Source organism: Staphylococcus cohnii subsp. cohnii (genome assembly GCF_002902365.1).
Classification (GTDB): domain Bacteria; phylum Bacillota; class Bacilli; order Staphylococcales; family Staphylococcaceae; genus Staphylococcus; species Staphylococcus cohnii.
In genome coordinates this window covers 23,215-38,131 of record NZ_PPQC01000044.1, presented here as the reverse complement: position 1 = coordinate 38,131, position 14,917 = coordinate 23,215, and the positions used below count along the sequence as shown (strand labels likewise).

Genomic DNA, 14,917 nt, shown 5'->3' with positions numbered 1-14,917 from the left:
ATTAATATTCAAAAAACAAGGCATTTTCGTATAATTTAATAAACACAACTAAATTAAATTAACGAGTTGCCTCTTTCAAAACCAAATACCTCCCTCTAAAGCAATCAATTGCTTTAGAGTTAACCCTAAAACTGACGCTTTATTGTCATCACTTTTTATTCAATTTCATAGTCAGTGTCTTGAACAATCTCTCCTTGATGACAAATCTCTTTTTATTCATGGTACAAAGGTAGGAGCTAATGCCAATAAATATACATTTGTATGGAAAAGAAGTATCCAAAACTACGAAACAAAAATGAATGAAAATTCAAAGTTAATGTACAATGAACTTATAAAAAATAAAATCATACCTGATATTAAACAAGAAAGTGATACAAATTTAACTCAAGAGGAAATAGATTTAATAGGAACTCACTTAAATAAAGAAATCGAAGATTTAATTAATGAAGAATTATAACTGGGAATATTTAAAATCCAATATTAACCAAAGGCTTTCAGAACCAGAAACTAAAAAATCTACAGTTAAAGAAAAATTGATGTAGAACCAGATTTTGGTTTTTGAAGGCTATTTTGGTTTTCACTCGAATATCAGTTTGAGGCATAAATAAAGTTAAACAAGGACTTGGTTTTATATTAATATCATTGAATATAAGAGAGATGGTAGCTTAAAGAGCTATAAAATTTCATAAAACTAAAGAAAGGGTCAATTTCTACTTCTCAATAGAAATTGGCCCTTATTTTTTTAGTCAGAGATATTTATGTCCTAGATTCTTAAAAATGGTTTCATTTTATTTAGTTATAATTTAACAATAGGATTAAACATGACTTGATTACGTCCTTCGTTTTTAGCCATATGCAACATATCATCTGCGACTTTAAAGACAGTACGTTGAGATTTATAATCATCTTTAGTTAAGTATCCAACACCAATAGAAACGGATAATTTAATCATTTCTTTATTTGGTAAATGGAAAGTAGATTGTTCCACGCCTTTACGGATACTTTCACTTAATTTAACGCATTGATCTAACGTATAGTCATATAATACTACAGAAAATTCTTCGCCACCGTTACGGTAAATGCTAAATTGTTCTGGGACGTAGTTTTTCAGTAATTGTGCGATTTGTCGTAATACAGCATCACCTGAATCATGTGAATACATATCATTAACATCTTTAAACCCATCAATATCGATGAGTAGTAAACCTAAACTTTCATCATTTTCTTCTGCAATACGTGTTGTTTCATTCAAATGTCTATCGAATTCTTTAACATTGCCTAAACCCGTCAAATAATCAAATTTATCTTCATTCTCATAGCGGTTTACTAAAGAGAAGAAATGCCAAATATCTACGAATGTAATCGAAGAAGTGATTGTTAAAATGAACGATAACGGTATCATGTATAACACTTCTTTAAATTCATAATATGGACTGATAAATGACAAGATGACAAATATGACTAGCGTAATTAAGTTGAGTATTTGTAATGAGATGATGTCATTTTGTTTTAAAAATGGTCCTATTGCTCCGACAATGATGGCTATTACAATTAAAATCATTGCAGTTATAATCGTAAAATCGCCAATTAATACATTAACTAAAGACACGATAAACGCTGCTAAAACTGTATAAACCATATTTGTATATCTACCTAAAAATAAAATCGGCACAAAAGATAAATAGAGTACATATTCATTGAAGATAGGGACAGGCTTTACAGATAATAATAATGCTACAATGGTCATTAAAATCGTGACGTATTCTTTTGAAAATACCATATTTTTATTTTCAGAGTACTGTAATCGGTGGAATAAATAAATTCCTGCGACAGTAACCGCAATATTGTAAATTATCGCTTCAAACATTTTTCTTACGCTCCTTTAAATAAACACTTAGTCATTGTAAGTGAAAAGTTACATTTTGTCATCATTGATATTCAGAAATTAATAACATTTGTTTAAAATTCATGTTAGAATACTTATTTGAGTGATTGTAAAATAAATAAATTGTTTATTCTATAAAAAATAAAGTGAATTTCTGCGTTGAATCTTACTAATGATTACATTACTATTTGTATTACTAAAAGTACATCGTGTATTATAGACTTAATTGAATCGTTTATAGAATTACTCGAAATATATAAATTTAATTATGTTTTAAAAACATACATGTGTATATCCATTCCAAATATGATTTCATATTTGGAATATTTATAGAGATTTTAAATTCCAATTCAAAAATATAAAGACTTAAAATAATGAAGGTGAACTGATGTATACGTTATTATTAATCATTTTTTCAATGATTGTCAGTTTAATACTTACTCCCATTGTCATAAAGGTTTCCCATAAATTGGGTGTTGTCGATCAACCTAATTTTAGGAAAGTACATAAAAAACCAACTTCTGTCCTAGGAGGTACCGTGATATTACTTTCCTTTTTATTAGGGATTTGGTTAGGACATCCAATTGAAACAGAGGTGAAGCCACTTGTCATTGGGGCAGTATTAATTTACTTAGTAGGATTGATAGATGATATCTATGATCTAACGCCAATCGTAAAATTATTAGGTCAAGTAGTTGCAGCACTGGTTGTCGTTTATTATGGTGTAACCATTGATTTCATATCTTTACCGATTGGACCAACAATACATTTTGGTATATTAGGCATTCCTATTACAGTGATTTGGATTGTAGCGATCACCAATGCAATCAACTTAATTGATGGTTTGGATGGTTTGGCATCTGGTGTCGCAACAATCGCATTGATGACTATTGGTTTTATCGCAATACTACAAGCAAATATATTTATAATTATGATCTGTAGTGTACTTATCGGTGCGTTATTAGGTTTCTTATGTTTTAATTTTCATCCTGCTAAAATATTTTTAGGGGATAGCGGCGCTTTACTTGTTGGCTTTATTGTTGGTTTTCTCTCACTATTAGGTTTTAAAAATATTACGTTTGTGTCTTTATTCTTCCCGATTGTGATTTTAGCAGTACCGTTCATAGATACTTTATTTGCTATGATACGACGTGTGAAAAAGGGCCAACGTATTATGCAAGCGGACAAGTCACATCTACATCATAAATTACTAGAGTTAGGTTATTCACATCGTCAAACAGTAATTCTGATATATTCAATCGCATTGTTATTTAGTCTTTCAAGTATTATTTTATATTTATCGCAACCATGGGGCGTACTCATGATGCTTGTACTTATACTCATTACGATTGAACTCATTGTTGAATTTACAGGATTAATAGATGATGATTATAGGCCACTCTTAAAATTAATTGAAAATAAAGAACGACATAAAAAAGATGAATAGTTAGACTACCAATTAGAACCTGAGATATGAATATCTCAGGTTCTAATTTTGTTTTATGAACAACAATAAATTAAAGCAACGACTGATATACTTACTTTTTTAAAGTTTACTTTGATTACAAATATCAATGCATATCAGCAAAGTTTTTTCATTTTTTTATCTTTGTAGCAGGATAGATATTATTTATGATAGATGGTACGTATAAATAATTTGAAATAACTATACTTCAGGTTGTTGGTATATCAAATGGTAACTGAATGATCTCTTGTTCAACTAAATCATAGTTACCAGAAGTAATTTTATTTAGAAAAGCAATAAAATCATCATATTCCGCTTCTACCACATCTATTTGATAACTCACTTTGTCTGTGTAGTTTGTGTTTCTTAAGAAGAAAGATGTTTGCGCTAATTCATATTCAAATTTACCAGTAAGATCATAATCAATCGTGATTGTAGTTGGTATTGCTGAGCGTAAAGCAACACGACCCACTTCGTAAATGACATCTCTCACAGCGCCACTGTATGCTCTTATTAAACCGCCACCACCCAATTTTATACCACCGAAATAACGCGTAACTACGACACAAACATTGTGAACTTCTAGTTTTTTTAATATTTCTAGCATAGGTACGCCTGCAGTTCCACTTGGTTCTCCATCATCATTTGCTTTTTGAATATTCATTTGTGCTCCAACCGTATAGGCTGAACAATTATGTGTTGCTTCCCGATGTTCTGATTTTACCAAGTTGATAAAATCTTTAGCTTCTGCTTCAGAGTCAACAGGTTTGATATGGGCAATAAAACGCGATTTGCTAATTACATTTTCTATCATATGTTCTTGCTTTATTGTTATGATTGATTCATCCATATTTAAACACTCCAGTCATAGTTTCAATCAATACCTAATATTATACACGGTTCTGAATTCAAGTTTAATGTAAAAAAAATTTTCTTTTAATATAAAATAATGTATCATAGTTGTGAGTATAATTGAGGAGGATTATGATGAAAATTGCTGTATTAACAGATTCGACGAGTTATCTATCTCAAACATTAATTGATAAATATAATATAAATATTGCACCACTAAGTGTAACTTTTGATAACGGTGAAAATTTTGAAGAAAATGCATCTATTTCAGCAGATGAATTCTACGAAAGAATGAAAGCATCTAAAACAATTCCTACGACAAGCCAACCGGCAATCGGTGAATTTGTAACTAAATATGAACAATTACGTGATGAAGGCTATACAGATGTCATAGGCGTTTTCCTATCTTCAGGTATCAGTGGTACTTATCAAACAGCTACACAAGCGGGTGAAATGGTTGAAGGTATTAATGTTCATACTTTTGATTCGAAAATTTCAGCGATGGCAATGGGGAGTTTCGTATTACGAGCTATTGAATTCATTGAACAAAATGAAACACCGCAGGCTATCATTAAAGAGCTTGAAGCAATGCGAGAAGTCACTGGTGCGAGATTGATGGTAGACGATTTGAAAAACTTGCAGAAAAGTGGTCGTATTACTGGTGCTCAAGCGTGGGTTGGTACGATGTTGAAAATGAAACCAGTCTTAAGATTCGAAGATGGTTTAATTTTACCTGATGAAAAAATACGTACTAAAAAACGTGCACTTAAAGAAATTATCAATAAAGTGATTGAAATCGTTAAAGATTATGAAGAGGTCACTTTATTAGTGATAGGTGGAGATGTTCAAGAAGATACAGACTGGATGTATAATGAATTACAAAAGAACTATCCTCAGTATAAATTATATCGTTCTTATTTAGGCCCTGTAGTCGCAGCGCATTTAGGTCCAGGTGGTATGGGATTAGGTTTCACAGGTAGATCCATACGTACAGACTAAATGATAGATTCGAAAATACTTTTATCATGTTAAGTAAAGTAGCATTTTGCGAGAAACACTTGTTATAAATACAACTATTCATTCAGCCAGCAATGACAACAATAAGATGACAAATGAGTTGTTTAGCGTTTGAATTTTTGTGCGATAAATCAATGAATCAAATATTTTATGGCGGGTCTTGGAATTAAAGTAAGGTTTAATTTGTGACTCGCTTTTTAGTTTGGAGGAAATAAACGATTAAATATTATGGAAGAATGATTAATGATAAGACCTTATTAACTGATGAACGCATAAGACAAACGACGAAAGGTGTTAAATTAGAAAACGGCTATTGGACGTGTTCGCAATGTCATTCACGCCGACCGACGCATTTTTATAAATATCAATCTATGGTATTAAATAAGTCAATCGTCTACTGTAGAAATTGTATCAATATGGGTAGAATGGATAATATTACCGAAGTCTATATCATAGAAAGTCATAACGTAGTGACGCCTTGCCATTATCAATTATCATTCAAATTATCAGAGCAACAGCAATTTGCATCCGACAAAATTGTATCAGCGATTGCAAGCTTACATTCTCTGTTACTTCATGCTGTGACAGGTGCAGGTAAGACTGAGATGATATTTGAAGGAATTAAATTTGCGAGGAACCAAGGTTATAATGTCGCAATCGTGTCCCAAGGGTTGATGTTGTTTTAGAAGTGAGCATGAGGATTAAAGCAGCATTCTGCGAAGAAGAAATAGATGTGTTACATCAGTCCTCTCAACAACAGTTCAATGGTCATTTTATTATTGCCACAGTTCATCAACTTTATCGTTTCAAACAACATTTTGATGTAATTATTGTAGATGAAGTAGATGCCTTTCCATTACCCACAGAACCAACGTTGATAAAAGCATTACAGCATGCCTCGAAATTAAAACACTGTCATATATTAATGACTGCTACACCCACAAAATCATTAATTAGACAAATCAGCAATATAGAAATCATTCAATTACCCGCGCGCTTTCATAGACATCCTTTACCAGTACCTCAATTTAAATTTTTGAGAATTAATCCCCAAAAAAAGCAATATCAATTATTACGATTTTTACAACATCAAGTCAGACAACAACGATATACGCTCGTCTTTTTTAACGACATTACTTTAATGAAACAATTGTATCAATTATATAAAGATGACTTACCATCTTTTATATATGTCTACAGTAATGATGTCTTTCGATTTGATAAAGTAAAGCGTTTAAGAGATGGCGAACACGCTATTGTTTTCACCACTACTATTTTAGAAAGAGGGTTTACTATGGCAAAACTCGATGTTGTGATCATAAATAGCCACCAGTTTGAGACGAGTGCCATCATTCAAATATCAGGTAGAGTTGGAAGAAAAGCGAAAGCACCAACAGGAAGCGTCTTTTGTATGCATGAAGGCATCACACTGTCTATGCTTCAAGCTCAATATCAGATAAAGAAAATGAATAAACTTGCTAAAAAAAGAGGGTGGATAGACTGACAGCGATATGTTTATATTGTCACACTGATTATTCAGAACCGTTAAATGCATTCACCTTTTATAAAAAAGCTTCAAAATTGTGCCATAATTGTAATCATCAATGGGATATGATGAAATTAAATGCGACAAATCGCTGCCCAACATGTATGAAGTTACTTAATAAAACAGAAAAATTATGCTCAGATTGTTCTGAATTATCTTCGAAATATAAATTAATGAATAAATTGTATTGTTTTTACCGATACGACGGCATTATAAAAGAAATGCTTCAACAATATAAATTTAAAAGAGATGTTGCGATAGCAGAAATAATTGCAGAAAGAGTTAAATTGCCTCATTATAAATATGATTACGTTATTCCTATACCGTCTCCATTATATAGAGATATGGAAAGAACATTTAATCCTATACAATTAGTATTAGACTTAAAAAAGGTTAAATATCATTGTCTACTTGCTACACACTCAAGTATAAAACAATCAGAATTAAGAAAACAAAAACGCATGCAACGACCGAACCCTTTTGAAATAACACGATGTGTAGATTTAAAAGAAAAAAATATTTTGTTGATAGATGACATATATACTACAGGCTTAACGGTTCATAATGCAGGACAGTTGTTATTTGATAGAAAAATCAGAAAATTCGATGTGTTTACGTTTGCACGGTAAGTTATTCGTGGTATTATAGATATAAGCACTATTACCAATATAGAGGTTTTAAAGGAGTCGATTACTATGATCAGATTTGAAATTCACGGAGAGAACCTCACTATTACTGATGCGATTCGCAACTATATTGAGGAGAAAATTGGTAAATTAGAACGTTATTTTAACAATGTGCCAAATGCGACTGCACACGTTAAAGTTAAAACGTACCAAAACTCAGCAACTAAAATAGAAGTAACTATTCCATTGAAAAATGTTACGCTTAGAGCGGAAGAACGTCATGATGATTTATACGCTGGTATTGATTTAATTAATAGTAAATTGGAAAGACAAGTTAGAAAATATAAAACGCGTGTAAACCGTAAAAATAGAAAGAATGACGAACCAGAAGCATTTGCATCATTACCTGAAGAACAAGAAGCAGAAAAACTTCAAAATGATGACAATGATAGTGAAATTGAGATTATTCGTTCAAAAAATTTCAGCTTAAAACCTATGGATTCTGAAGAAGCAGTATTGCAAATGGATTTATTGGGCCATGATTTCTTCATTTTTACAGATCGCGAAACAGATGGTACAAGTATTGTCTATAAAAGAAAAGATGGCAAATATGGACTAATTGAAACAACTGAATAATTCAATTGCATTAGTATCATATTTATAAAAGTAATAGCGTCCATGATTGAGTGAAATCATGGACGCTCATTTTTTGCTATGTTATTATGTAATAATTTGAAAGTGAACATGTATGTTGTGTATATTTTTATTGAACCAGTATTCCAATATGTATTCCAAAACATGTAAGTAAAACATAGCGTAGGTAGTACGATAAACGTAATAAGTGTAAATTTAAGCTTATAAATGATATTATAAATTGTTGTAAACGAAGAGTTATAATGAGTTATAAAGCTAAAGGAGCGAACAAAATGGGTTTTTTATCAAAAATTGCAGATGGCAATAAAAGAGAAATAAAACGCCTTGGTAAATTAGCCGACAAAGTCCTTGCATTAGAAGAGGATATGTCGATATTAACTGATGAAGAAATTAAAGAAAAAACGAAAAATTTTCAAGCGCAAGTTCAAGAAGAAGAAGATATTAAAAAGCAAAATAAAATTTTAGATGATATTTTACCAGAAGCATTTGCTTTAGTTAGAGAAGGATCCAAGCGTGTGTTTAACATGATCCCTTATAAAGTACAAGTTATGGGTGGTATAGCGATCCACGGCGGCGATATTTCTGAAATGAGAACCGGTGAAGGTAAAACATTAACGGCGACAATGCCAGTTTATTTAAATGCGTTAACAGGACGCGGTGTACATGTTATTACAGTCAATGAATATTTATCTAGCATACAGAGTGAAGAAATGGCAGAATTATATGAATTTCTTGGTTTGAGTGTTGGTTTGAACTTAAATAGTAAAACGACTGCAGAGAAAAGAGAAGCTTACGCATGTGATATTACTTATAGTACCAACAACGAATTAGGATTTGATTACTTACGTGATAACATGGTGAATTATGCCGAAGAACGCGTGATGCGACCACTTAATTTTGCGATTATTGATGAAGTAGACTCAATTTTAATTGATGAAGCACGTACACCATTGATTATTTCAGGTGAAGCAGAAAAATCAACTTCACTTTATACTCAAGCAAATGTTTTTGCTAAAATGCTTAAAGGCGAAGATGATTATAATTATGATGAAAAAACAAAAGCAGTCCAATTAACTGAACAGGGTATTGATAAAGCAGAACGTATGTTTAAAATTGATAACCTTTACGATGTAAAAAATGTTGATATTATCAGTCATATCAATACTGCATTACGTGCACATGTTACTTTACAAAGAGATGTAGATTATATGGTAAATAACGGTGAAGTATTGATTGTTGACCAATTTACAGGACGTACAATGCCTGGACGTCGTTTTTCAGAAGGATTACACCAAGCAATTGAAGCTAAAGAAGGTGTGAAAATTCAAAACGAATCAAAAACAATGGCTTCAATTACATTCCAAAACTATTTTAGAATGTATAATAAATTATCTGGTATGACAGGTACTGCAAAAACAGAAGAAGAAGAATTTAGAAATATTTACAATATGACAGTTACGCAAATTCCTACCAACAGACCAGTACAACGTATTGATAAACCTGATTTAATTTACATCAGTCAAAAGGGTAAATTTGATGCAGTTGTAGAAGATGTCATTCAAAAGCATAAACAAGGTCAACCAGTCTTATTAGGGACTGTTGCTGTTGAAACAAGTGAATATATTTCTAATTTATTGAAAAAACATGGCGTCCGTCATGATGTTTTAAATGCGAAAAATCACGAACGTGAAGCAGACATTATCGCAAGTGCTGGCCAACGCGGTGCAGTGACAATTGCTACCAACATGGCTGGTCGTGGTACGGATATCAAATTAGGCGATGGTGTTGAAGAAATTGGTGGCTTAGCAGTAATTGGTACAGAACGTCATGAATCACGTCGTATAGATGACCAATTACGTGGTCGTTCAGGTCGTCAAGGAGATAAAGGTGATAGCCGTTTCTATTTATCACTACAAGATGAGTTAATGGTGCGCTTTGGTTCGGAACGTTTACAAAATATGATGAATCGATTAGGCATGGATGATTCAACGCCAATCGAATCTAAAATGGTTTCACGTGCTGTTGAATCAGCGCAAAAACGTGTTGAAGGTAATAACTTTGATGCTCGTAAACGTGTCCTTGAGTATGATGATGTACTGCGTAAACAACGTGAAATTATCTATAGTGAACGTAATGATATTATTGACAGCGACGAAAGTAGCGAATTAATCAATGCGATGCTACGCTCTACGTTAGAAAGAAGTATTCATTATTATGTAAATGAAGAAGATGACGAACCTGACTATGAGCCATTCATCAATTATGTGGAAGATGTTTTCTTGAATGAAGGCGAATTAAAAGTAGAAGATATTAATGGAAAAGATAATGACGATATTTTTGAAGTTGTATGGTCAAAAATAGAAATTGCCTTAAAAGATCAAAAAGAGAAAATAGGTACTCAGTTTGATGAATTTGAGCGTATGATTTTACTCCGTTCCATTGACACGCATTGGACAGACCATATTGATACAATGGACCAATTACGACAAGGTATTCATCTCCGTTCATATGGTCAACAAAATCCATTACGTGACTATCAGAATGAAGGTCACCAATTATTTGATACGATGATGCAAAACATTGAAGAAGATGTGAGTAAATATATTCTCAAGTCAGTAATTTCAGTAGAAGATGATATAGAACGTGATAAAACAACTGATTTTGGTAAAGCTGAGCATGTGTCAGCAGAAGATGGAAAAGAAAAAGCGAAAGCAGAGCCCTATGTCAAAGATGAACACATAGGCAGAAATGACCCATGTCCTTGTGGCAGCGGTAAGAAATATAAAAACTGTCATGGCGCTTAAACTTATCTAAATTGATAATCATGTGAGATAGGATTTATTATTTTTTGTATATCAAACATCTTTTGCAGTTAAATTGTGGTGTTTAACTGTGAAAGATGTTTTTTTTAATAATTTAAGCATAGTGGCTAGTGCTTAAGTTGAAATTGTCAGTTTATATTTTGTATCATATGTATGATAGTGTAGTAATTGATTTATCAAATATATTTCATTCGTAAAAATTAGGAGAGATGCACAATGGAATTATCTGAAATTAAGCGTAATTTAGATGCTTATAACGAAAAGTTAGAACAACTTAGGGGGTCTCTTTGACTTAGAAGAAAAAGAGATAAATATACAAGAATACGAAGAAATGATGACAGATCCTTCATTTTGGGATGATCAAGATAAAGCTCAAGAAATTATTGATAAGAATAATGCTTTAAAATCGGTTGTTAATGCCTACAGAGATTTAGAAGCAAACATTGAAGATATGGAAACAACACGAGAATTATTGTTAGAAGAAGATGATACATCGATGAAAGATGATTTAGAAGCAAGTGTCATTCATTTTCAAAACGAGCTAAACCAATTTGAGTTACAATTATTGTTAGATGGACCTTATGATGCGAATGATGCAATTATTGAATTGCATCCTGGTGCAGGTGGTACAGAATCTCAAGATTGGACAAATATGCTGTTGCGAATGTATCAACGTTACTGTGAACAAAAAGGCTTTAAAGTTGAAATCGCAGACTATTTGCCTGGGGATGAAGCGGGCGTTAAAAGCGTAACAATGATTGTGAAAGGTCATAATGCATATGGCTATTTAAAAGCAGAGAAAGGTGTACATCGACTTGTACGTATATCACCATTTGATTCATCAGGTCGTCGACATACATCTTTTGCTTCTTGTGATGTTATACCACAGTTTAATAACACTGAAATAGAAGTGGAGATAAATTCTGATGACATTACCGTTGATACATTTAGAGCTTCAGGTGCAGGTGGTCAACATATCAATAAAACAGAATCAGCTATTAGAATTACCCACCATCCAACAGGTATTGTGGTAAATAACCAAAATGAACGTTCACAAATCAAAAACAGAGAAGCTGCAATGAAAACTTTGAAGTCTAAACTCTATCAATTAAAAATAGAAGAACAAGAACAAGAAATGGCAGAAATCCGCGGTGAGCAAAAAGAAATTGGATGGGGAAGCCAAATAAGATCTTATGTATTCCATCCATATGCGATGGTTAAAGATCATAGAACAAACGAAGAAACAGGTAAAGTAGATGCAGTTATGGACGGTGATATAGGACCATTTATCGAAGCATATCTACGAAATCAAATGAATCTAAATCATTCAGCAAAAGATTAAAACTTAAATAGATGTTAATATTATACTAACTTTATGAGTGAGCTGGGAACCAATTTATAACTAATTGTTTTCTAGCTTGCTCATATTTTTTATAGAGTAATATAGAAAGTAAGAAGAACTATTTAATTCAATCAATTGCTTAATTTTATTAGTGATTTTTTAATAAACAACTTCTTAATATGTAAAATGCAAATTAAAATATTACAGTTGAATTTAACCGATGTGCGTCAATGATTAAAATTATTGTGATAAAGGTAAGAAAGGCTTGGTTAATGGCCAATGAGGCGTTCAGTTAATAATTATCTTTTGCATTACAAAACGATAACAATGCTAAAAGTATTAAGCGGATATGCTATATTATGATTGATTAAATATCGCATAAATTTAGACAGCAAAGGATTGAAACACATAATGAAGAAAGGCTTAACTTTTTCTCTAACTTCTGCAGCACTGTTTTTTGGCGTGAATGGTCTAGCATCAGCGAATCAAGTACATACAGTGAAAGAAGATACTGATTTATCAAATATAGCGCAAGCATTCGCAACAACGACTAATACGATACAATCATTAAATCATATGGAACTTGTACAGTCGGTTAAATCTGGACAAACGCTAGTACTCCCTGACGAAGATATTGTAGAAGTAAAAGAAGGAGATACATTACAAGGTGTTGCGAATAAACATCAAATAAGCTTAAATGAACTTTATCAATTGAATCCGTTTATTACAGAGACAATTCATCCTGGACAGCTTATTGCTGTTTCTGAAAAAGGTTCATCACATTTAAATAATCAATTACAAAGCGCATATGCACAAATTAATTCTGAAAGCTACGCACAAAATGACTTAGAAAGTACGTCTAATAGTGATCAATTGACAGTAGGTGTAACAACTGAAAACAATAATACGTTCACAAAATTAGCTAACCGTTCTTTACCAGTAAAGCAGCAGTCTTGGTCAAATGATAGTATTGATGAACGCGATACTACATCAAGCGTTGACAATATTCATAACAATAGTTATCAACCAAAATACCATGCATCCGGAGGACAGAATTATTATGATTGGGGTCAGTGCACATACTACGCTTTCGATAGGCGTCAACAATTAGGTAAATCTGTAGGAACGCTTTGGGGCAATGCGAATAACTGGGCTTCAGCTGCACGTCAAAATGGTTATGTTGTTAATTCTACACCTGAAGTAGGCGCTATTTTACAAAGTAATGCTGGAAATTATGGTCATGTAGGCATTGTAGAACGTCAAAACAGCGATGGATCCATTTTGGTTTCGGAAATGAACTGGCGAGGTGTTGGACAAAAATCTTATAGAACCATTCATAATTCGGGACAATATAACTATATTCATTAAAAAGTTAAAAACTTATAATCAGCAATATTACTAGCAATTGTACAACTATATTTAAATTAATGGCCCGGGACATAAATGATGTCTCGGGCTTATTATCATAATAGTCATTATATGTCAGAGATGCCATTTTTTACGTTCGGTACTTTTTCAATAAAATTTTTAAAGGACACATCAATTTTTGAAATGATGTAAAATGAATAAAACTTGAAAGACAAATAAATAGGTTATATTTTGAAAATAGAATGATTTGATGATATTTAACAGCATTAAAAAGACATTTTACATGTGGAATGATATTATAAAATCAAGTATAATCAATCATTAAATAAATGAGGAGGCGCTATCATGGGAGTACATCAATATTTTAAACGTTTATCAGACTTAGAAAAATTAATACGATTGCCTGGGAAATTTAAATATTTTGAGCATAATGTTGCAGCACACTCTTTTAAAGTGACTAAAATTGCTCAATATTTAGGTACAGTAGAAGAATATCACGGCAATAAAGTAGATTGGAAAAGCTTATACGAAAAAGCCTTAAACCATGATTTCGCCGAAATTTTTACAGGAGATATTAAAACACCAGTCAAATATGCGAGTGGAGAATTAAAAAAATTATTCTCACAAGTAGAAGAAGAAATGGTAGATCATTTTATCAACGAAGAAATACCAGAACAATATCAATCTATATATCGAGAACGACTGCAAGAAGGAAAAGATGATTCGCTAGAAGGTCAAATTTTATCTGTTGCTGACAAAATAGATTTGTTATATGAAACATTTGGTGAAATTCAAAAACGTAATCCTGAGCCACTATTTTTTGAAATATACGAAATGTCATTAGAAACAATTATGCAATTTGACCATTTGAATTCAGTGCAAGATTTTATAGAAAATATTATTCCTGAAATGCTTACAGAGAGATTTATACCAAAATCGGAATTACGAGAAACAACGATGTCTATTTTAAATAATAGGAACGGGTGACATGAATGATCTGGTATATACTAGCATCTTTTTTTCCCTGCATACTTGTTGTATTGTTTAGTGTACTGACAAGAAGTAAATGGGTAGGTACTATTTTAACTTTGTTTTTAATAGGAACATCAATTGAAAAAGGTTTTTTTCATGATGAATGGATTATTTTTATAGATGTTGCTTCATTATTAGCAGGTTACTTAATTATTGATCAATTGGAACTCCACAAAAAAGAAGATGATTAGCTAATAAGTGTTAAGCAACTTAATTGATACAACATGACAAAAAGTATATAATTATTTAACTTCATTTTATCAGAATAAAAATTTATTAACGCAAACAAACATGGTCATGTACTGTGT

At 32.0% G+C, this 14,917-nt stretch carries 11 protein-coding genes and 2 pseudogenes; 11 read left to right on the top strand and 2 right to left on the bottom strand.

All coding sequences use genetic code 11. The features are described from left to right. Positions 1-70 precede the first annotated feature (70 nt). Positions 71-439 (top strand): annotated as a pseudogene (locus CD032_RS13655) (transposase); the annotation flags it as partial. 357 nt (positions 440-796) lie between these two features. Here the strand turns inward: CD032_RS13655 and gdpS are convergent. Then, positions 797-1,867 carry a GGDEF domain-containing protein GdpS gene (gene gdpS / locus CD032_RS07435; RefSeq protein WP_019469501.1) on the bottom strand — a complete coding sequence of 357 codons (1,071 nt, stop codon included), beginning with the start codon at positions 1,865-1,867 and terminating at the stop codon, positions 797-799. A gap of 406 nt (positions 1,868-2,273) precedes the next feature. Here gdpS and CD032_RS07430 point away from each other — a divergent pair, with 406 nt between their 5' ends. Then, on the top strand, positions 2,274-3,332 hold the full coding sequence (locus CD032_RS07430; protein WP_019469500.1) for a glycosyltransferase family 4 protein: 1,059 nt from the start codon (positions 2,274-2,276) through the stop codon (positions 3,330-3,332). 226 nt (positions 3,333-3,558) lie between these two features. On the opposite strand, the gene CD032_RS07425 is transcribed toward CD032_RS07430, so the two are convergent. After that, entirely contained in the window at positions 3,559-4,200 is a 642-nt protein-coding gene (locus tag CD032_RS07425; protein ID WP_019469499.1) for a YigZ family protein, read from the bottom strand. 137 nt (positions 4,201-4,337) lie between these two features. Here CD032_RS07425 and fakB1 point away from each other — a divergent pair, with 137 nt between their 5' ends. The 9 genes and pseudogenes from fakB1 to CD032_RS07380 all read left to right on the top strand — a co-directional run bounded on the left by fakB1 (position 4,338) and on the right by CD032_RS07380 (position 14,800). Then, positions 4,338-5,201, top strand: coding sequence for a fatty acid kinase binding subunit FakB1 (gene fakB1 / locus CD032_RS07420; protein WP_040030220.1), 864 nt, complete (start codon positions 4,338-4,340; stop codon positions 5,199-5,201). A 254-nt stretch (positions 5,202-5,455) separates the two neighbouring features. Beyond that, positions 5,456-6,723: pseudogene (locus tag CD032_RS07415) on the top strand (DEAD/DEAH box helicase family protein). Further along, the gene (locus CD032_RS07410; RefSeq protein WP_233433257.1) at positions 6,711-7,394 is read left to right on the top strand and encodes a ComF family protein; all 684 of its coding nucleotides are present in this window, start codon (positions 6,711-6,713) and stop codon (positions 7,392-7,394) included. The pseudogene CD032_RS07415 and the gene CD032_RS07410 overlap by 13 nt, the downstream one beginning before the upstream one ends. 66 nt (positions 7,395-7,460) lie before the next feature. Beyond that, on the top strand, positions 7,461-8,027 hold the full coding sequence (gene hpf / locus CD032_RS07405; protein ID WP_019469495.1) for a ribosome hibernation-promoting factor, HPF/YfiA family: 567 nt from the start codon (positions 7,461-7,463) through the stop codon (positions 8,025-8,027). 290 nt (positions 8,028-8,317) lie between these two features. Beyond that, positions 8,318-10,849: a preprotein translocase subunit SecA gene (gene secA / locus CD032_RS07400; protein WP_019469494.1), complete on the top strand. Its 2,532-nt coding sequence runs from the start codon at positions 8,318-8,320 to the stop codon at positions 10,847-10,849. A gap of 234 nt (positions 10,850-11,083) precedes the next feature. Then, positions 11,084-12,209 (top strand): peptide chain release factor 2 gene (gene prfB / locus CD032_RS07395; protein ID WP_103211357.1). Its coding sequence is split into 2 segments (ribosomal slippage): positions 11,084-11,155 and positions 11,157-12,209, totalling 1,125 coding nucleotides; the frame shifts between segments, so codons are not numbered across the junction. A 411-nt stretch (positions 12,210-12,620) separates the two neighbouring features. Next, complete coding sequence (locus CD032_RS07390) at positions 12,621-13,577, top strand: CHAP domain-containing protein (protein ID WP_064264207.1); 957 nt, start codon at positions 12,621-12,623, stop codon at positions 13,575-13,577. A gap of 345 nt (positions 13,578-13,922) precedes the next feature. After that, entirely contained in the window at positions 13,923-14,564 is a 642-nt protein-coding gene (locus CD032_RS07385; RefSeq protein WP_019469491.1) for a YfbR-like 5'-deoxynucleotidase, read from the top strand. Positions 14,565-14,569: 5 nt separating this feature from the next. Beyond that, positions 14,570-14,800 (top strand): CsbA family protein, encoded by a 231-nt coding sequence (locus CD032_RS07380; RefSeq protein ID WP_064263781.1) that lies wholly within the window; start codon positions 14,570-14,572, stop codon positions 14,798-14,800. Positions 14,801-14,917: the final 117 nt, after the last annotated feature.